21 protein-coding genes are annotated in these 19,317 nt (G+C 61.9%); 16 read left to right on the forward strand and 5 right to left on the reverse strand.

Annotated elements, in window-relative coordinates:
* The first annotated feature begins 96 nt into the window (after positions 1-96).
* Positions 97-513: a DUF3052 domain-containing protein gene (locus AC07O2_RS18140; RefSeq protein WP_495077146.1), complete on the forward strand. Its 417-nt coding sequence runs from the start codon at positions 97-99 to the stop codon at positions 511-513.
* 320 nt (positions 514-833) lie between these two features.
* Here the strand turns inward: AC07O2_RS18140 and AC07O2_RS18145 are convergent, their stop codons facing one another.
* Positions 834-1,907 carry an IS110 family RNA-guided transposase gene (locus AC07O2_RS18145; protein ID WP_495077147.1) on the reverse strand — a complete coding sequence of 358 codons (1,074 nt, stop codon included), beginning with the start codon at positions 1,905-1,907 and terminating at the stop codon, positions 834-836.
* A gap of 150 nt (positions 1,908-2,057) precedes the next feature.
* Here AC07O2_RS18145 and yidD point away from each other — a divergent pair, with 150 nt between their 5' ends.
* The 3 genes from yidD to AC07O2_RS18160 all read left to right on the forward strand — a co-directional run bounded on the left by yidD (position 2,058) and on the right by AC07O2_RS18160 (position 3,545).
* Positions 2,058-2,531 carry a membrane protein insertion efficiency factor YidD gene (gene yidD, locus AC07O2_RS18150; RefSeq protein WP_495077148.1) on the forward strand — a complete coding sequence of 158 codons (474 nt, stop codon included), beginning with the start codon at positions 2,058-2,060 and terminating at the stop codon, positions 2,529-2,531.
* Between the two features lie 16 nt (positions 2,532-2,547).
* On the forward strand, positions 2,548-2,919 hold the full coding sequence (locus AC07O2_RS18155; protein ID WP_495077149.1) for a hypothetical protein: 372 nt from the start codon (positions 2,548-2,550) through the stop codon (positions 2,917-2,919).
* Positions 2,920-3,161: 242 nt separating this feature from the next.
* Positions 3,162-3,545, forward strand: coding sequence for a transposase (locus tag AC07O2_RS18160; protein ID WP_495077150.1), 384 nt, complete (start codon positions 3,162-3,164; stop codon positions 3,543-3,545).
* A gap of 203 nt (positions 3,546-3,748) precedes the next feature.
* Here the strand turns inward: AC07O2_RS18160 and AC07O2_RS18165 are convergent, their stop codons facing one another.
* Positions 3,749-5,269 carry a CoA-acylating methylmalonate-semialdehyde dehydrogenase gene (locus tag AC07O2_RS18165; protein WP_495077151.1) on the reverse strand — a complete coding sequence of 507 codons (1,521 nt, stop codon included), beginning with the start codon at positions 5,267-5,269 and terminating at the stop codon, positions 3,749-3,751.
* Between the two features lie 107 nt (positions 5,270-5,376).
* Between AC07O2_RS18165 and AC07O2_RS18170 the strand changes: the two genes are divergently transcribed.
* Entirely contained in the window at positions 5,377-6,315 is a 939-nt protein-coding gene (locus AC07O2_RS18170) for a LysR substrate-binding domain-containing protein (RefSeq protein WP_315231119.1), read from the forward strand.
* Between the two features lie 101 nt (positions 6,316-6,416).
* Here AC07O2_RS18170 and AC07O2_RS18175 read toward each other — a convergent pair whose 3' ends face one another.
* Positions 6,417-7,079, reverse strand: a complete 663-nt coding sequence (locus AC07O2_RS18175) for a GntR family transcriptional regulator (protein WP_495077152.1) — start codon at positions 7,077-7,079, stop codon at positions 6,417-6,419.
* 166 nt (positions 7,080-7,245) lie between these two features.
* On the opposite strand from AC07O2_RS18175, the gene AC07O2_RS18180 reads away from it, so the two are divergent.
* The 11 genes from AC07O2_RS18180 (at position 7,246) to AC07O2_RS18230 (ending at position 17,934) form a co-directional block, all read left to right on the forward strand.
* Positions 7,246-8,160: a dihydrodipicolinate synthase family protein gene (locus AC07O2_RS18180; protein WP_495077153.1), complete on the forward strand. Its 915-nt coding sequence runs from the start codon at positions 7,246-7,248 to the stop codon at positions 8,158-8,160.
* Between the two features lie 31 nt (positions 8,161-8,191).
* The gene (locus AC07O2_RS18185; protein ID WP_495077154.1) at positions 8,192-8,953 is read left to right on the forward strand and encodes an ABC transporter ATP-binding protein; all 762 of its coding nucleotides are present in this window, start codon (positions 8,192-8,194) and stop codon (positions 8,951-8,953) included.
* On the forward strand, positions 8,946-9,653 hold the full coding sequence (locus tag AC07O2_RS18190) for an ABC transporter ATP-binding protein (protein ID WP_495077155.1): 708 nt from the start codon (positions 8,946-8,948) through the stop codon (positions 9,651-9,653). The genes AC07O2_RS18185 and AC07O2_RS18190 overlap by 8 nt, the downstream gene beginning before the upstream one ends.
* A gap of 38 nt (positions 9,654-9,691) precedes the next feature.
* Positions 9,692-10,885 carry an ABC transporter substrate-binding protein gene (locus AC07O2_RS18195; protein ID WP_495077156.1) on the forward strand — a complete coding sequence of 398 codons (1,194 nt, stop codon included), beginning with the start codon at positions 9,692-9,694 and terminating at the stop codon, positions 10,883-10,885.
* 66 nt (positions 10,886-10,951) lie between these two features.
* Positions 10,952-11,854 (forward strand): branched-chain amino acid ABC transporter permease, encoded by a 903-nt coding sequence (locus AC07O2_RS18200; protein WP_116603797.1) that lies wholly within the window; start codon positions 10,952-10,954, stop codon positions 11,852-11,854.
* Positions 11,855-11,857: 3 nt separating this feature from the next.
* Complete coding sequence (locus AC07O2_RS18205) at positions 11,858-12,823, forward strand: branched-chain amino acid ABC transporter permease (RefSeq protein WP_495077157.1); 966 nt, start codon at positions 11,858-11,860, stop codon at positions 12,821-12,823.
* A 23-nt stretch (positions 12,824-12,846) separates the two neighbouring features.
* Positions 12,847-13,809 carry a 4-hydroxyproline epimerase gene (locus AC07O2_RS18210; protein WP_495077158.1) on the forward strand — a complete coding sequence of 321 codons (963 nt, stop codon included), beginning with the start codon at positions 12,847-12,849 and terminating at the stop codon, positions 13,807-13,809.
* A gap of 135 nt (positions 13,810-13,944) precedes the next feature.
* Positions 13,945-15,051, forward strand: a complete 1,107-nt coding sequence (locus AC07O2_RS18215; RefSeq protein WP_495077159.1) for an NAD(P)/FAD-dependent oxidoreductase — start codon at positions 13,945-13,947, stop codon at positions 15,049-15,051.
* Positions 15,042-15,281: a (2Fe-2S)-binding protein gene (locus AC07O2_RS18220; protein WP_495077160.1), complete on the forward strand. Its 240-nt coding sequence runs from the start codon at positions 15,042-15,044 to the stop codon at positions 15,279-15,281. Before AC07O2_RS18215 ends, AC07O2_RS18220 begins: the two co-directional genes overlap by 10 nt.
* The gene (locus AC07O2_RS18225) at positions 15,278-16,585 is read left to right on the forward strand and encodes an FAD-dependent oxidoreductase (RefSeq protein ID WP_495077161.1); all 1,308 of its coding nucleotides are present in this window, start codon (positions 15,278-15,280) and stop codon (positions 16,583-16,585) included. The genes AC07O2_RS18220 and AC07O2_RS18225 overlap by 4 nt, the downstream gene beginning before the upstream one ends.
* A gap of 215 nt (positions 16,586-16,800) precedes the next feature.
* A complete protein-coding gene (locus tag AC07O2_RS18230) occupies positions 16,801-17,934 on the forward strand; it encodes a branched-chain amino acid ABC transporter substrate-binding protein (protein ID WP_495077162.1) in 1,134 nt (377 codons plus the stop codon).
* 75 nt (positions 17,935-18,009) lie between these two features.
* Here the strand turns inward: AC07O2_RS18230 and AC07O2_RS18235 are convergent, their stop codons facing one another.
* Positions 18,010-18,270, reverse strand: coding sequence for a hypothetical protein (locus AC07O2_RS18235; RefSeq protein WP_495077163.1), 261 nt, complete (start codon positions 18,268-18,270; stop codon positions 18,010-18,012).
* Positions 18,271-18,442: 172 nt separating this feature from the next.
* Entirely contained in the window at positions 18,443-19,024 is a 582-nt protein-coding gene (locus AC07O2_RS18240) for a hypothetical protein (RefSeq protein WP_495077164.1), read from the reverse strand.
* Positions 19,025-19,317: the final 293 nt, after the last annotated feature.

Raw genomic sequence — 19,317 nt, forward strand, 5'->3', positions numbered from 1 at the left:
AGGCTGCAAGCCACTTTCAGAAGGAAACCGTGTTCAGAATATCCCGCATCGCCCGGTATATCCCGCAGGTTCGGTCTATAAGACGTTAGGTCGCATATGAGCGCGACACCCACCGGCTATTCCGGAACCCCTCTCGCTAAGAAGCTCGGTATCGCGGCGAACAGCCGCGTCGTCGCGAAACACGCGCCTAGCGACTACGGCCAATTGCTTGAGCCAGTCCCCGCCGGGGCCATATTCGAGTCGGTTGTCTCTCAAGCCACTGACATCGTGCACATCTTCTCCGAGCGAAAGGTCGTTTTGATGGCCGAGCTTGCGTCGCTGCGAAGTTCGATCAAACCCAATGGGGTTGTCTGGGTGTCTTGGCCGAAGAAGGCGTCGAAGATGACGACCGACATTACAGAAGACACAATTCGCGAGTTAGCGTTGCCGCTTGGCTTTGTCGATGTGAAGGTCTGCGCTGTGAGCGAAATCTGGTCGGGCTTGAAGCTGGTCATTCGCAAGGAGCTTAGGTGAGAATGCGGCCTAGCCCTTCCTATATGGACTCCCCTACAAGCGCAAGAAACTGACCGATGTTTTGGCTGTTTGGGAAGCGCCTGCTGCTCAAATATCCGGCATCTAGAGTGGGACCGTATGTGTTCCGTGCCGACATGGAATCTGCGTCACCGATGCGCCAGTCGTTACAAGCGGCAGGCAAGCTGCCGGAAGAGTGATCGGCATCTGTCGGTGTGGGGTGAACTCGGTTGGCCATGATGGTCGATCAATCTCGTCGCAACGCGTGATGGGTGTTCAGTTTTTCTTGATAGCGGCTGTTTGGATACTTGCTCAGACCGGCATCACAAAGCTCTCCCTGCTGACCTTTTTGGATAAGCGCACGGTTTGTTCGCCAAACGGCTTCTTGTCCCTGAGCGTGGCATAGAAATCCGAGCCAGCTTGTTGGCCAGCGCACAGGCTGCCTTGTTGTGGTTGCCCCTGGCCTGCACATCTAACGCCCAGCGGCGTACACCACACACCTCCCGCCCGGCGTCTTGTGCCACTTTGGAGGAGCGCAGCACACTGCGTGCGCCATGCGTGAGTAACATACGCAGGTAACGATCTCCACGTTTGGAGATGTGCCCCAGGTAACGGCTGTTGCCGGAGCTGTACTCCTTGGGCGTCAAGCCAAACCAACTGGAAAAATGCCGTGCATCCTTGAAGTGGCTCACATCTCCCGAAGTGGCTGCCACCAGCGCAGTAGCCGTGAGCAAGCCAATACCCGGTATCGACAGCAGCGTGGTGCATGCCGGGCTGAGCCGGGCCAGTGCCGCCAGTTCCCGTTCCAACTGTGCAATGCGGGCTTCGAGCAGGCGTATCTCTTCCATCAGCAATTTGGCCGTGCCCCGCATCAGATCGGGCACCGCCGTGTTGGGATCAGCCAGCACACGGCTGATGGCTTCCACCCCGGTACGTGCACCCACAGGAATTGCAATGCCAAACTCCCGGCAGAAGCCACGCAAGGCATTGATTCTGCTGGTGCGCGTGCCCATCCACAGGCTGCGGATGCGGTGCGTGCCTTGCAGCGCCTGTTGCTCCACGGACTTCACGCGCACAGGGCGAATGTCGGCGCAACGCGCCGCCTCCAGTAACGCCGCAGCATCGGTGGCATCGGTCTTGTTGCGTTTGACGTAAGCACGGATGTATTGGGCCGGCAGTAGCCGAACTTCAATGCCCAAGCCATTGAGCCAGCGCGCCCAGTGGTGGGCCGAGCCACAGGCTTCCATCACCACCAGACCCACTTCACGGTTGGCAAACCAGCGTTCGAACTGGGTGCGTGTCAGGCGCTGGGTTTCGACCACGCACCAGTGTTCATCAGCAATCGCGAGCTGAAAAACGGACTTTGCAAGATCAACGGCAACGGTAGTAGCATGCATGTCGGACTCCTTACGTTGAAAGAACTGTTCCCCACGCCAATGAAGATCAGTACGCAACTCTTGCGCAAAACAACGGGGGAGTCCATCCCATCATTCATGCGGACTGACCTTCGGCCGGCCGCCTAAGTCAAAAGTTAGGCATCTTCGTACATGCGCCGTGTGCTACTAGCCTCCATTCGTGCCTATCAGAAGTACGTCTCTCCGTACAAAGGCTTCTGCTGCGCATACGGTAAGCACACAGGTCGCGCCAGTTGCTCTGCATTTGGCTATCGAGCGGTGCGCCTCCACGGCGTTTTCGGCGGCCTGGTACTCATCCGGCAAAGAACTTATTTGTGCGGTGTTGCTTGTCGTCGGCATCGTCAGGCTGGCGGTCGACCAAGCCGTACGCAAGGTGGCTTTTGCGATGTAGGCTGCGACGTACCATGCGATGCAAGTTGTCACTTGCCTGGTGGCGACTTCTTAAAGGACGCCTGTGATCTCGCTAGCTGGTGCGATTGCAGCGGGTGCGATTGGCCGCAGCGGCGGGATAAATCCGGGGAGCAAGAAAAGTATGTCTACATCCCACCAAAGGCGCGGAGTCGCGTTGAACCGAACTCGCGTCATGGCACGCACAGCGATGCCTAATTTTTCTACACCAGCTATGCAGATCGCCCGCCACCTGCTTTTCGCTTCGGTTGCGCTTCTTGCTGTGAGCGCGAAAGCTCAAAAGGCCATCGAGCCACACACTGCCAACGAGAGGGTTTTCGTTGAATCAGTGCAGAAGCGGCTATCTGCGTGCTTCACTATGGTGGGCGTTGACCGCACCATTCCAGTGGCTGCGAAGCTGCCTCCAGACAAGGAGCTTCTTGCCGCTGTTCAACTTCGCGCAAGCGGTCCGCTGGTACACGACGGCTACAACTACATGCTCTTCATTCATAGCCCCTCAAACTCAGCGTTCGTTTTGCAGCTCGGCGGTTTCGCCGGTTCGCAAACTGTCTTCGGTCCTATCCCGCTTACAACCACGTGCCGATGATGGGCAGCAGAAGGCCGCATTCGCCGCAACGTGGCGCGCGACCCTGGGCATGCTGTGGGCCTGCGTCTGTGCGGACGAAGCCGAGACTTGTAGGCTTCTTGCACTGTTGCGATGTGCTGTGGGCAGGCGCTCGGCCATAGGGCTCCCGTACTTCACATCCGTATTCTCAAATTAAAAAGCTGCTCTAGCGCAGGGCGGACTCAAATCTGAAGTGCAACACCTTATTCGACTAAGGTGCAGAAATGACAAAACCCCGCCAGTACCAGCAACTGCAGCCAGACGAACGCATCGCGCTGGCGCAGTACCGAGAGCAAGGCTTTAGCATCCGCGCCATTGCCCGCATGCTGCACCGTTCGCCCTCTACCGTCAGCCGCGAGATTGAGCGCAATGCACCTGTAGCCGCTTACAGTGGCACCTTTGCCCAGCAGCGCTGCACCCGCAGGCGCAAGCGCTCGCGTCCAGCACCTAAACTTGTCCACACTGGGGCTTTGTTTATTCAGGTCTGCTCACTCCTCAAACGCAAATGGTCTCCTGAACAGATATCCCTTTACTTGGCCCGTCAATTCCCTCTGGATGGGACGCAACGCGTGTCCTCTGAAATCATCTACAACGCCATCTACGCCTAGCCCCGAGGCGACTTCGGCTCGCCCTTTCTTTGGTGACTTTCTTTCGGCGACGCGAAAGAAAGTCACTGCGCCGCTGGGCGCACATCCCGGCCGGGGGTGCCCATAAACACCCACTCCACAAACAAAAATAGCTGCCAGTGCAGATAAAACCTGCACTGGCAGCTATATTTACGATAGCGGAGCTGAGGACTCCGCCGTGGCGCTTACTTCGCCGTAGGCATCACAAACTCAGCGCCCTTGGCGATGCTTTCCGGCCAGCGTTGCATGATGGACTTTTGCTTGGTGTAGAAGCGCACGCCTTCTTCGCCGTAGGCGTGCATATCGCCGAACAGGCTCTTCTTCCAGCCGCCGAAGCCGTGCCAGGCCATGGGTACGGGGATGGGCACGTTGATGCCGACCATGCCGACCTGGATGCGGCGGGCGAACTCGCGGGCCACGTTGCCGTCGCGGGTGAAGCAGGCCACGCCGTTGCCGAACTCGTGGTCGTTGATCAGTTGCACGGCGGTGCCGAAGTCGGGCACGCGCATGCAGCCCAGCACCGGGCCGAAGATTTCTTCCTTGTAGATCTTCATGTCGGGCGTGACGTTGTCGAACAGCGTGCCGCCCAGCCAGAAGCCTTCGCCACAGCCGTCGCCGGCCTTGCTGCCGTCAAAACCACGGCCGTCGGCTAGCAGCGTCGCGCCTTCCTTGATGCCTTGCTCGATGTAGCCGCTGATGCGGGCATGGGCGGCGGCGGTGACGATAGGGCCCATTTCGGCGGCCAGATTGGTGCCGTTCAGCACCTTCAACGTCTTAGTGCGTTCCAGCAGCTTGGGGATGACCTTGTCGGCCACGTCGCCCACCAGCACGGCGACCGAGATGGCCATGCAGCGTTCGCCGGCCGAGCCGTAGCCTGCGCCGATCAGCGCGTCGACCACCTGGTCCACGTCGGCGTCGGGCATGACCACCATGTGGTTCTTGGCGCCGCCCAGAGCCTGCACGCGCTTGCCATGGTGGGCGCCGGTTTCATAGATGTAGTTGGCGATGGGGGTGGAGCCGACGAAGCTCACGGCCTTCACATCGGGGTGCACCAGCAGGGCGTCCACGGCTTCCTTGTCGCCCTGCACCACGTTGAACACGCCGTCAGGCAGGCCGGCTTGCTTCAGCAGGTCGGCGATGAACAGGCTGGGGCTGGGATCGGTGGGGCTGGGCTTCAGCACAAAGGTGTTGCCGGCGGCGATGGCCACGGGGAACATCCACATCGGCACCATCACGGGGAAGTTGAACGGCGTGATGCCGGCCACCACGCCCAGGGGTTGGCGCAGCGTCCAGTTGTCGATGCCGGTAGAGACCTGGTCGGTGAAGTCACCCTTCAGCAGCTGGGGGATGCCGCAGGAAAATTCGACGATGTCGATGCCGCGGGCCACTTCGCCCTGGGCGTCGGTGAACACCTTGCCGTGTTCGGCGGTGATCATGTGGGCCAGCTCGTCCTTGTGCAGGTTCAGCAGCTCCAGGAACTTGAACATTACGCGGGCACGGCGGATCGGCGGCGTATCGGACCACTTGGGGAAGGCAGCCTTGGCGGACGCCACGGCAGCGTCCACGTCCTGCACATTGCCCAGGCGCACCTGGCGCGCCACGGCGCCAGTGGCGGGGTTGTACACGGGCTGAGTGCGGGTGCCCGTGCCGGTGCTGCGTTGGCCCTGGATGTACTGGGCGACTTCGGTGTTATCGGTGTAGGACATGGTAGGTGTCTCGTTGTGTAGTGCGGACTTGCAGTTTATGGACTCGCCTCCTGTGCTACAAGGCCGAAAATTTGAATTGATTGTTCAGAATGGTGAACAATAGGGCCATGAACGAGCAAAAGATCAACGAGCTGTGGAGCCATTTGCACTGGCTCACCGTGCTGGCCCAGCAGGGCAGCTACACCGCGGCGGCGGCGCGGCTGGGCGTCAGCAAGGCGGCGATGAGCCAGCGCATGGCCGACCTGGAGCAGATGGCCGGCGTGCCCCTGGTGCGCCGCACCACCCGCAGTGTGCGCCTGACCGAGGCCGGCCAGCGCCTGGTGGACGACACCCGGGCCTCGTTCGAGCAGATCGCCCAGAGCTTTGCCCAGGTGCGCGACCTGGCCGATGCGCCGCACGGCCTGCTGCGCGTGACGGCACCGGTGGCGTTTGCGCGTCAGCAACTGGTGCCCAGGTTGGCTGACTTTTTGCGCGAATACCCGGATGTGCGCCTCGAATTGGAACTGTCCGACCGCCTGTCCAGCCTGGCCACCGAAGGTTTCGACCTGGCGATCCGCCACACCGCCGCGCCGCCCGATACCCATGTGGCCTGGACCTTGTGCGCCACCCGCTCGGTGCTGGTGGCCAGCCGCGGCTATCTGCGCAAGCGTGGCACCCCGCTGCGGCCCGAAGACCTGCGCAACCACAGCTGCCTGCACTACCCGCGCGCGCAGGACACGCCGGCCTGGACCTTTGCGCAGGGTGATGCGCGGGTGACGGTGCCGGTGTCGGGCGTCTTGTCGGCCAATAACAGCGAGGCGCTGCGCGATGCGGCCGTGACCGGCTTGGGCATTGCACTGTTGCCGGACTTCAGCCTGCCCGCCAGCCTGCGTGCCAGCAAGCTGGTGCCGGTGCTGCCGGATTGGCAACTGGTCGGCGGCTATGCGGACCAGCTGTACGCCATCCGTCCCTACACCGCCCATGTGCCGCGCGCCGTGACGGCGTTTGTGAACTATCTGCGGCAGGCCCTGGCGCAGGGATTTGCCCAGGGGTTGGACGAGGTTTAAATCGCCAATTTAAGGCTTATTTTTAGGCATGAAATAGGCCGCTAGCGCAGGTTTTATCTGCGCAGGCCGCTCCTGTTTTTGATGTTAAAAATAGGAGCAATTTAGTTGTCTATGACCCGCCGCGCAAAGCCCTGCAGATAGTCCATCAGCCGGGTGGCGCCGCCCACGGCTGCGGCTTCGTCGCCTGTGGCGATACCCTGGGCCAGATCCATGTGTGCCTGCGCAGCTTCCATGATGTCGCCCTCGTGCTGGTAGGCGACCCAGAAGCGCCGGCACTGCACGATCAGCGGCACCACGGCCTTGACGGCCGAATGGTTGTGGCTGGCCTGGTGGTTCACCTGGTCCAGCGCCAGGTCGGCGGCCATGTAATCCACCAGATTCCCGCGCGTGGCGGCCTGCACCATTTTGTCGGCGCAGCGCAGGATGTCCTTGCGCTGCAAGGCCGTGGCCCGGCGGGCCGAGCAGGCGGCAATCAGGCACTCCAGCACCCGCCGGGTTTGCACCACGTCCAGGTGGTCGGCCAGGTCGATGTGCGACACCAGCAGGCCGCGCCGCGGCTGCTGCACGATCAAACCAATCGACACCATGCGCAGCAGCGCCTCGCGCACCGGCGTGCGACCCAGCTGCGTCAGCTCGACGATATCGGCTTCCACCACCGGGCTGCCGGGGGCCAACTGCAGGGTGGAGATCAGCGTCTCTATCGCGTCGTAGGCCATGTCGGCTGCACGGCGCTTGGGCAAAGGAGGGGCAGGGAGTTTGGGCATGGTGGTGTGGGCAAGCCATTAATTGCATTGCATTGGTGCATTGGACCAAAAAAAGCTGGCACGCAAGCTGCTTAAAACCCTAACAAGATATTTTAAATATGTCATTAATATATTAAGACTGCTACAGTTCAGCTCTCCAACCACCCATTTACCAAGGACACACACCATGACGCTCCCCCGCTGGAAAGGCATCTTCCCCGCCATCACCACCAAGTTCCACGCCGATGAAAGCATCGATGCCGAAGGCACGGCCAAGCACATCGAGTTCCAGATCGCCAACGGCATCCACGGCCTGGTCACCTGCGGTTCGCTGGGCGAAGCCAGCACCCTGACGCTGGAAGAAAAGCTGCAGGTCGCAGACATTGCTTTGAAGGCAGCCAAAGGCCGCATCCCGGTGCTGGCCAATGTGTCCGAAACCAGCACCCGCGAAGCCCTGCGCTACATCGAGGGCGCCAACAAGCTGGGCGTAGACGGCTTCATGGTCATGCCGTCCGTCATCTACGTGGCCGATGCCCGTGAAGCCATGCTCAACGTGCGCACCATGGCCAACGCCGCGCAAAAGCCCATCATGGTCTACAACAACCCGGTGGCCTACCGCGTGGACCTGAAGCCCGAGCACATGGCCGAGTTGGTCGACTGCCAATGGATCGTCGCCATCAAGGAAAGCACCGACAACATCCGCCGCATCACTGATCTGCGCAACACCGTGGGCACGCGCTACCAGCTGTTCCTGGGCGTGGACGACCTGGCCTATGAAGGCCTGGCGCTGGGCTGCGATGGCTTGCTGGCCGGCGTGGGCTGCGCCTTCCCGCGCGAAACCGTGGCGCTGTACGACCTGATGAAGGCGGGTGAGTGGGCCGAAGCGCTGGCGCTGTACCAGTGGATGACGCCCATGCTGCACCTGGACGTATCCACCAAGCTGGTGCAAAACCTCAAGCTCATCGACGCATTGGTCGGTGTGGGTACCGAGCACATGCGCCGTCCGCGCCTGCCGCTGGTTGGCGAAGAGCGGGCCGTGATTGAGCGCATCGTGACCAGGGCGCTGGAGACCCGTCCGGCCAAGTACCAGTCCGTGCTCTAAGAGTCCACCCACCGAGCGGCCGAAGACACGCATGGACACCAACATCATTCTTGAGACGCAGGGGCTCACCAAGGAGTTTCGCGGCTTCGTCGCCGTACGCAATGTCAACCTGCGGGTGCGGCGCGGCACCATCCATGCGTTGATCGGCCCTAACGGTGCGGGCAAGACGACGGTATTCAATCTGCTGACCAAGTTCCACATTCCCACCGCGGGCCGGATCCTGTTCAACGGCAGCGACATCACGGCCGAAAAGCCGGCGCAGATCGCGCGCCGGGGCATCGTGCGTTCGTTCCAGATATCGGCGGTGTTCCCGCAGATGACGGTGCTGGAAAACGTCAAGGTGGCGCTGCAGCGCAAGCTGGGCCTGGACCACCGTTTCTGGCAGCCCGTGTCCACCCTGCGCACGCTGGACCCAGTGGCCATGGACTTGCTGGAACAGGTAGGGCTGGACGACGCTGTCCACCTGCTGGCGGCCGACCTGCCCTATGGCCGCAAGCGCACGCTGGAGATCGCCACCACGCTGGCTCTGGACCCCGAGCTCTTGTTGCTGGACGAGCCCACGCAGGGCATGGGCCACGAGGACGTGGACCGCATCAAGGATTTGATCAAGAAAGTCTCGGCCCAGCGCACCGTGCTGATGGTCGAACACAACATGAAGGTGGTGGCCGACATCTGCGACACCATCACCGTTTTGCAGCGCGGCGAAGTGTTGGCCGAAGGCCCGTACGCCAGCGTGTCGGTCAACCCGGCGGTGCGCGAAGCCTATATGGGCACGGAGGAAGAACATGTCTGAGCCCACCATGCTGCGCATCCGCGATCTGCACGCCTGGTATGGCGAGTCGCATGTCTTGCAAGGCATCGACATCGATGTCAAGGCCGGCGAATGCGTGACCCTGCTGGGCCGCAACGGCGCAGGCCGCACCTCCACGCTGCGGGCCATTCTGGGCCTGGTGGGCAAGCGCACCGGCTCGATCCAGGTGGCAGGCAAGGAGACGATTGCCATGCCCACCCACCGCATCGCCCAGCTGGGCCTGGGCTATTGCCCGGAAGAGCGCGGCATCTACGCCTCGTTGACCGCGGAGGAAAACCTGCTGCTGCTGCCCAAGGTGGGCGAGGGCGGTATGTCGCTGGACCAGATCTACGGCATGTTCCCCAATTTGAAAGAGCGCGCCTCCAGCCCCGGCACCCGCCTGTCGGGTGGCGAGCAGCAGATGCTGGCCATGGCCCGCATTCTGCGCACCGGCGCCAAGCTCTTGCTGCTGGACGAGATCACCGAAGGCCTGGCCCCGGTGATAGTGCAAAAGCTCAGCCAGGTAATACGCGAACTCAAGGCGCGTGGCTTCACCCTGGTGCTGGTGGAACAGAACTTCCGCTTCGCCAAGCATCTGGCCGACCGCCACTACGTGATCGAGCACGGCCGGGTGGTGGAGGTGATCGCTAGCAGCGAAGTGGCGGCCAAGCAAGACCGGCTGGACGCGCTGCTCGGCATTTGAATTCCCCGTTCCTCTTTTCCTTAACTTTGGAGTACCCCATGCAATTCAAGAAACTCGCGGTATGTGCGGCGGCCTGTGCCGCGCTGGTAGCCCAGGCCCAGGTCAGCGACGACGTGGTGAAGATCGGCGTGCTGAACGATCTGTCGGGTATTTATTCCGACCTGTCGGGCCAGGGCTCGGTCACGGCCGCCCGGCTGGCGATTGAGGAAATGGGTGGCAAGGTGCTGGGCAAACCGATCGAGCTGGTGTTTGCCGACCACCAGAACAAACCCGACGTGGCCGCCAACCTGGCGCGTGGCTGGTTCGACCAGGGCAAGGTCGATATGGTGACGGACTTTCCCACCGCCTCCACCGCGCTGGCAGTGATGGAAATCGCCAAGCAAAAGAACCGGGTAGTGATGCCGTCTTCCGGCCTGGCCACGGCCATCCTGGGCGAGAAATGCAATGCCTTGACCGCGCAGTGGACCACCAATACCTATGCACTGGCCGCAGGCACCGCGCGGGCTTTGGTGAAGGACGGCAAGAAGAAGTGGTACTTCATCACCGCCGACTACACCTTCGGCCATTCGCTGGAAAAAGACGCATCCGAAGTTATCAAGGCCGACGGCGGCACCGTGGTGGGCAGCTCGCGCCATCCGTTTCCTGGTGGCGATTTCTCGTCCTTCCTGCTGAAGGCCCAGGCCTCGGGCGCCGACGTGATTGCGCTCGCCAATGCGGGTAACGACACCGTCAACGCCATCAAGCAGGCCAATGAATACGGCATCACACGCAAGCAGGTGGTAGCCCCGTTACTGACCTATATCTCGGACGTGCACAGCATCGGCCTGGAAAAAGCCCAGGGCATGTATTTGAGCGAGGCTTTCTACTGGGACTTTGACGAGCGTTCGCGCGCCTGGTCCAAGAAGTTTTTCGAGAAGCAAAAGCGCATGCCCACCTCGGCCCAGGCCGGCGTGTATTCCGCCACCCTGAGCTACCTCAAGGCCATACAGGCCGCGGGTACCGACGATGCCAAAGCCGTGATGGCCCAGCTGCGCAAGATGACGATTGACGACGCCGTGATCCGCCACGGCAAGCTGCGCGAGGATGGTGCGCTGGTGCACGACATGCTGCTGCTGCAGGTCAAGAGCCCGTCTGAGTCCAAAGTGCCATGGGACTACTACAAGGTGAAGTCTGTACTCAAGGGCGCGGACGTGTACCCGGCCATCAACCCGGCTTGCCAGGTCGCCGGCTAAAACCGCTTTGTGCACTGCGCCCGCACACCACGTGGGCGCAGTGCACGCACCGCAGGACTTCCACACATGTTTGATATTTCGAGCCAGGCTCTGCTGGCCCAACTACTGGTTGGCCTGATCAATGGCTGCTTCTATGCGGTGCTGAGCATGGGGCTGGCGATTATTTTTGGCCTGCTGAACATCATCAACTTCGCCCACGGCGCGCAGTTCATGGTGGCGGCTTTTCTGGCCTGGATCGGCTTTGCGCACCTGCCGCAGTGGCTGGGTACTGATTTCAGAATCAATTTCTGGGCTGCGCTGCTGCTGGCGCCGCTGGTCGTAGGCGGGCTTGGGATCTTGCTGGAGAAAACCCTGCTTAAACGGCTCTACCACCTCGACCATTTGTACGGCTTGCTGCTGACTTTTGGCGTGGCCTTGGTGCTGGAGGGCTTGTTCCGCCACTTCTACGGCATCTCGGGTGCCAGCTACGACCCACCGGCGCTGCTGCAAGGGGGCATGGACCTGGGCTTCATGTTCCTGCCGGTATACCGTGCTTTCGTGGTGGTGGCATCGCTGCTGATCTGTGCCGTCACCTGGTTTTTGTTTGAACGCACCAAGCTGGGGGCGCTGCTGCGGGCGGGCACCGAGAACCCTAAGCTGCTACAGGCTTTCGGGGTCAATATCCCGTTGATGATCACGCTGACCTATGGCTTTGGCGTGGCGTTGGCCGGCATTGCCGGTGTGCTGGCCGCACCCATCATGCAGATCAACCCGCTGATGGGGGCGAATCTGCTGAACATCGTGTTTGCCGTGGTGGTGATTGGTGGCCTGGGCTCCATCATGGGGGCCATCCTGACCGGCCTGGCGCTGGGCCTGCTCGAAGGCCTGACCAAGGTGTTTTACCCCGAGGCCTCGACGGTGGTGGTGTTTGTGGTCATGGCCGTCGTGCTATTGGCGCGCCCGGCAGGCATGTTTGGTAAAGAGGCCTGAGCCATGAAAAACATTCCAACCCCTATCCGCATCCTGCTGGTCTTGCTGCTACCGGCGCTGCTGGTGCCGGTGTTTCCCGAAATCGCCTACCCGGTCTTCGTCATGAAGGTGCTGTGTTATGCGCTGTTTGCCCTGGCTTTCAACCTGCTGATTGGCTTTACCGGGCTGGTGTCTTTTGGCCATGCTGCCTTCTTCGGCTGGGCGGGTTACACCACGGGCATTTTGATGATCAAGCTGTCGGGCAATGGTTTCCCGGTCGAACTGGCTATTCTGGCCGGGGTGCTGGTGGCCACCGCCATCGGCTGGTTGATTGGTACCCTGGCGATCCGGCGCACCGGCATTTACTTTTCGATGATTACCTTGGCGCTGTCGCAGATCGCCTACTTTCTTGCGGTGCAAATCAAGTGGACCGGCGGCGAGGATGGCATGCAGGGCATTCCGCGCGGCAAGCTGCTGGGCCTGGTCGACCTGTCGGTGGACGCGCACATGTACTACTTCACGCTGGCGGTGTTTGTGGCGGGCGTTCTGGCCATCCACCGCATCGTGCACTCACCGTTTGGCCAGGCGCTGAAGGCGCTGCGCGACAACGCACCCCGTGCGGTGTCTCTGGGCTATGACATCGACCGCTGCAAGCTCCACGCCTTCATGCTGTCGGCGGCATTTGCTGGCCTGGCAGGTTCGCTCAAGGCGCTGGTGCTGCAGCTGTCGGCATTGAACGACGTGATGCTGAGCACCTCGACCGAGGTTTTGCTGATGACGCTGCTGGGCGGTTTGGGCACGGGCTGGGGCCCGGTGGTCGGGGCCACATTGGTGGTCAGCCTGCAAAACTACCTGGCCGAGCTGGGCGGCGTGGTCACCATCATCATCGGCCTGACCTTTATTGTCTGCGTGTCCTTCTTCCGGCGCGGCATGGTCGGGGAGGGCCAGGCCTGGCTACTGCGCCGACAAGCAAAACGACAAAATACCTGATCCAAGCTCCACGAGACTTTGCCATGCAGCGCATCCACATCATCGACTCCCACACCGGTGGCGAACCCACCCGCCTGGTCATCGGCGGCTTCCCTGACCTCGGCCCTGGCAGCATGGCCGAGCGCCGCGCCTTGCTGGCCGCCCAGCACGACCAGTGGCGGGCCGCCACCGTGCTGGAGCCGCGCGGCAACGACGTCATCGTCGGCGCTTTGCTGTGCGAACCCGTGGCCGCCGATGCGGCCGCTGGTGTGATCTTCTTCAACAACACCGGCTACCTGGGCATGTGCGGCCACGGCACCATCGGCCTGGTGGTCAGCCTGGCGCACATGGGGCGCATCCAGCCCGGCGTGCACAAGATCGAAACCCCGGTGGGCACGGTGGAGGCCACTCTGCACGCGGATGGCTCGGTCAGCGTGCGCAATGTGCCGGCCTACCGCTATGCAACCCAGGTGGCTGTGCAGGTACCGGGCTACGGCCTGGTGCATGGCGACGTGGCCTGGGGCGGCAACTGGTTCTTCCTGGCTAGCGACCATGGCCAGACCGTGGCCAGCGAGCAGTTGGCCGGCCTGACCCGCTACGCCAGCGCGCTGCGTGAGGCCTTGGGTGCGCAGGGCATCACCGGTGCCGAGGGCGCCGAAATCGACCATATCGAACTGTTCGGCCCGGACGATAACGGCGCCGACAGCCGCAACTTTGTACTGTGTCCGGGCCTGGCCTACGACCGCTCGCCCTGCGGTACCGGCACCAGCGCCAAGATTGCCTGCCTGGCGGCGGATGGCAAGCTGGCACCGGGTGCCATTTGGCAGCAGGCCAGCGTGATCGGCAGCCGCTTCGAGGCGTCCTACACCCTAGACAACGGCCAGGTGATTCCAACCATCCGCGGCCGCGCCCATGTCTGTGCCGAGAGTACCTTGCTAGTGGCCGAGGACGATCCCTTCGGCTGGGGCATCACCTTAGTACCCCGACTCGGAAGTATCGGAACATGAAAGCGCGTCTTCGCCCCCATGGCGGCGTTGCAAAGCCTCGCCATAGCCACAGCTATGTCTGCGTTTTACGCCTTGCCCTAGTGGCTAATCCATCACTTTCATTGTGTTCCTCCACTTCCGAGTCGGGGTACTAGGATGAACGCCGACACCATCGTCATCGGCGCCGGCATTGTGGGTGCGGCCTGCGCCCATGCGCTGGCACATGCCGGCCACCAGGTGCTGGTGCTCGACGCGCAACTGGGCGGCGCCACCGGCGCCGGCATGGGCCACCTGGTGGTGATGGACGACAACCCGGCGGAGCTGGCCCTGAGCCGGTATTCGGTCAACTTGTGGCAAGCCCTGGTACCGCAGATGCCAGCCGACTGCGCCTACAGCGGCTGCGGCACGCTGTGGATTGCCGCCAACGCCGAGGAAATGGCCGCCGCCGAGGACAAGCGCCAGCGCATGCAGCAGCACGGCATTGCCAGCCATTTGCTGGATGCTGCCGCCCTGGCCCAGGCCGAGCCGGCGCTGCGCCCAGGCCTGGCTGGCGGGCTGGTGGTGCCGGGCGACGCCATCGTCTACGCACCCAATGCGGCGCGCTGGCTGTTGCAGCAGGGCGGCACGCAGATCCAAGTTGAGCACGCCGAAGTCACGGCGATAGACGGCCAGCGCGTGCGCCTGGCCGACGGCAGCTACCGCCAGGCGCCACAGATCCTGCTGGCGAATGGCATCCAGGCCACCACGCTGTGTTCTGATTTGCCGATACGCCCCAAAAAAGGCCATTTGCTGATCACCGACCGCTACCCCGGTACCGTGCACCACCAACTGGTGGAGCTGGGCTACATCACCAGCTCGCACCATAGCGAAGGGCCTTCCGTGGCTTTTAACCTGCAGCCGCGCCCGACGGGCCAACTGCTGCTGGGCTCCTCACGCCAGTTCGACACGACGGACATGGATGTTGAGGCCCACATGCTGCAAGCCATGCTGCAACGCGCGTTGGGCTACATGCCGGGCCTAGCCGGGCTGAATGCCATCCGCGCCTGGACCGGCTTGCGTGCCGCCACGCCAGACAGCCTGCCCATTCTGGGCCCGCACCCCATGCGTGAAGGCCTGTGGCTGGCGGTGGGCCACGAAGGGCTGGGCGTGACCACTGCGCTGGGCAGTGCCCAGCTGCTGGCGGCCCAGATGACCGGCGGCACGGCCGCCATCGATGCCAGCCCCTACGGCTTGCAACGTTTCAAGGAGGCGGTATGCGCGTGAATCTGCATATCGATGGCCAGCCGGTAGCCGTGCCTATGGGCTGCACCGTGGCGGTGGCCTTGGCTATTTCGGGTAATGGCGTAGCGCGCATTTCCGTGCGTGGGGATGCGCGGGCGCCCCTGTGCGGCATGGGCGTGTGCCAGGAATGCCGGGTCAGCGTGGACGGTCAGCGCCAGCTGGCCTGCCAGACCCTGTGCATTGAGGGCATGCAGGTGGAGAGAACGCTATGACGCACAACTTGCCCATCCACGAATCCTGCGACCTGCTCATCATCGGCGCAGGTCCGGCAGGCATGGCGGCGGCGCTGGCCGCGGCGCCCAGTGGCGCGCGCATCGTGGTGGTGGACGACAACCCGTTGCCCGGCGGCCAGATCTGGCGTGATGGCCCCGGTGCCCAATTACCGCCTGTTGCACGCCACATGCGTGAGCAGGTGGCTGCCTGTGCCAATGTGCATTGGCTCAGCGCCACCCGCGTAGTGGCTGCACCCGCGCCCCAGACCCTATTGCTGGAAGATGCGCAGCGCGGCTGGTCCATCCAGTGGAACAAGCTATTGCTGAGCACCGGCGCACGTGAGTTGCTGTTGCCTTTCCCGGGCTGGACCTTGCCCGGCGTGACCGGCGCCGGGGGCTTGCAGGCGCTGATCAAGTCCGGCCTACCTGTCGCCGGCGAGCGGGTGGTGGTGGCCGGCAGCGGCCCTTTATTGCTGGCCGTGGCGGCTACCGCGCGCAAAGCGGGTGCCCAGGTGTTGCGCGTGGCCGAGCAGGCCAGCGCGGCAGCCATGGCTGGTTTTGCGGCACAGCTGCCGCGCTGGCCTGGCAAAGCGGTGCAAGCGCTGGGTCTGCTGCAGGCCGGCTGGCGCACGTCTTCGTATGTGCTGTCGGTGCAGGGCCAGGGCCGGGTGGAGTCGGTGCGGTTGCAGCAGGGCGGCAGCATTGTGGAGCTGGCTTGCGACCGCGTCGCCTGTGGTTTTGGGCTGGTGCCGAATATCCAGCTGGGCCAGCTCTTGGGCTGCGCGCTGGTACCTACCGCAACAGGCGCGCAGGCGCTGCAGGTTGATACCTGGCAGGCCACCAGCGTGCCCAATGTGTATGCCGCAGGCGAATGCACAGGTATAGGCGGTAGCGAGCGGGCATTGGCCCAGGGCGCAGTCGCCGGCCATGCGGCCGTGGGCCAGCAGGCTGCGGCGCAGCAGCGCTGGCCGGAGCGTGCACGTTGGGACCGCTTTGCGCAGCAGCTGGCGCACAGTTTTGCACTCCAGCCGCAGTTGCGCAGCTTGCCGCAGGCTGACACCCTGGTCTGCCGCTGTGAAGACGTGCCCTACGCCGCTGTGTCCGCCTGCTCCGGCTGGACCGATGCCAAGCTACACAGCCGCTGTGGTATGGGCGCCTGCCAGGGCCGCGTGTGCGGCGCCGCCACCCAGTTTTTACTGGGTTGGACGCCGCCCGTGCCCCGGGTGCCGCTGACGCCAACACGGGTTGGCACGCTTGCTGCAATGGTCTCCACACCAGGCGCTGCCCAGCGCCATACCTCTTGAAAGGATATTGCCAACATTAGCCGACCTTCTTTGCGCTCATATTTGCTTCAATCAGAACAAACCCGCCCATGCGACCCGGCCGTTAGAGCCTACAGTCCAGCGGTGGCCTATTACAAGCTTCACATATGTCTTACCCGGTGCCCTGTCGATGGTTACAAGCCCTTGAATCAGACACTGTGTAAGTCTTAACCCAATCCCTTTCTAGGACAGAGTTCATGCAACCTACTTTCACGAAGATCGCACTTGTTGGCGCCATGGCAATGGCAATGGCCGGCGGCGCGTACGCAGAAGACCAGATCGTCAAAATCGGTGTGACCGGCCCCTTGTCTGGCCCCAATGCTTTCATCGGCAAGGACAATGAAAACGGCGTACGCCTGGCAGTTGAAGACCTCAACGCCAAGAAAATGGTTGTCGGCGGCAAGACCCTGAAGTTTGAGCTGGAGTCCGAAGACGACCAGTGCGACCCCAAGTCCGGCGTAAGCGTGGCCCAGAAGCTGGTGGACGCAGGCGTCAAGTTCGTGATGGGCCCATACTGCTCGGGCGTGGCCATCCCCGCTTCGCGCGTGTACAGCCAAGGCAATGTGGTGGTGTCCACCGTGGGCAGCAACCCCAAGGTCACCATGGGTGGCTACAAGAACCTGTTCCGCATCATGGCCGGCGACAACGAAATCGGCGCACGCCTGGCCTTCTATGCGGCCAACATCATGAAGGTCAAGAAGGTTGCTTTGATCGATGACCGCACCGCCTACGGCCAAGGCCTGGCAGACGAGTTCTCTAAAGAAGCCAAGAAGCTGGGCCTGGAAATTGTGGGCCAAGAGTTCACCACCGACAAGGCAACGGACTTCTCCTCCATCCTGACCAGCCTGAAGGCCAAGCAGCCTGAAGTTATCTTGCTGGGCGGCTACGCGCCACAAGCTGGCCCCATGGTGCGCCAGATGAAGTCGTTGGGTGTGACCGCCAAGCTACTGGGTGGCGACGCCATCTGCACGGCTGAACTGGGCAAGCTGGCAGGTGATGCCGCGACCGACACCGTGTTCTGCGCCCAGGGTGGTGCGGTGCTGGAAAAGACGGCTGAAGGCCCCGCCTTCAAGGCCAAGTACAAGAAGCGCTTCAACATCGACCCCGATGCGTACGCTCCTTCGTTCTATGACCAGACCATGTTCGTGGGCCAGTCCATCCAGAAGGCTGGTGCAGTGGACTCCGAAAAGGTCGGCGCCGAGATCTACAAGACTTCCTACAAGGGTATGTCGGGCACGTTCGGCTTTGACGACAAGGGCAACCTGAAGGCTGCGCCTATCACCATCTACACCTTCAAGGCTGGCGCACCGTCCGCACTGGGAACGTACTAATCTCTAGCTCTGCTAGCGTGAAGTAAAAAGGGCCGTTCAGACGGCCCTTTTTTTATGCACAACTGTAGTGCGTAGTCAGTCTGCAGTGCCTTCGTCTTCGTCGTCCATGCCCTCGCTGTCCATCACGGCGATTTCGGCGTATTGCACGGCATTCAGCTGGTGGCGGTAAGCTGCATAGGCGTGGCGTGCACAGCCCTCGTCATCGCCGTCGTCGTCTGCTGTCGCGGCCAGCGCATGGAATTTGGCAGCCGCAGCAAAGTGGTGCGCCGCCATGCGGTGGTGGTCGCCCAGGGTTTCAAACTCTTCTTCCAGGATGGTGGTGTCGGCAGTGTTCATAAAGTCCTCGCAGATGCTGGCGCGGCGACATACCGCGTGCCTAGGATGCGTGGTTTGGATGAAGGCTTGATGACACGGGTGCTATGGTTGTTGTAGCTGGTTGCGCAGGTTTTATGTGCGCTGGAGGGGGATTTCTTTTCTTTAACCTTGGCGCTCGCGCCAGCCCAAAGGGTTAGGCCTCAGTGGGGTACGCGTACTGACTGCCAAAGGGTTTCTCCTCGGTGAAGTTACCCCAGAGATTCCAGAGGGATTGGTCGGGAACTGCTGCTGCGAAGACCCAGACTGACGCGACGTTTAGATGCTGGAGGTTCAGGCGACTCGGCTCAAATCTTCCTGACTGGTTCAGATGGATCGCAACGGTCAGGCCTGACGAGTTTGTGTACTTTGCAAGTCCATGGATGAGCGACGTCAGTTCCGCCTCTGTGTTCAATGATTTCGGGACAACTTCCTTCAGTTGCACTTGCGCCACGTGCTGTTCACTTCCGACAACCCAAGAAGCAACGAAATCGAAGTCTTGGTCCTCGTGCGCCGCAAAGTAGACCGTCTGGCCAATCCTTTGGCTCATTCCCTCACAGAACAGTGCAGCCTGTCGTTGCTCGCGCGCTTGCCTGAGTCCATTTGTGCGAAAGTTCTTTACTTTATCCGGCGTGGCTGATTGGGCAAGCTCCAGCTTAATTTTCCTCAAGTTGATAAGGAATGGCCGAGGGTCCTTGTATTTGAGTTTCTGGGCAGCGCGCAACCAAGGTCGGTCCATTCTGAGTCCTAACGAAAGAAAGGGACTTCCCAGTTCCAAGCCGATTGCGCCCGTTGGGGTTGCAGTGATCTGCCACAGAGTGTATTGATGAAGAGGCCCAGCCTTTCATCAACGTACGCACTTGAAAGGGGTATTTCATGGCGATCGTAACCGGTCATCGATCAGGCAAAGAATGTCTTTGCTTTACGGGGCACAATTGAAACCACGTTGACGTTCATGTGATCCCCGGCCGGGATGTGCGCCCGGCGGCGCAGTAACTTTTCTTTTGCGCAAAAGAAAAGTCACCAAAAGAA

The sequence above is a fragment of the Rhodoferax sp. GW821-FHT10B06 genome, assembly GCF_059415605.1.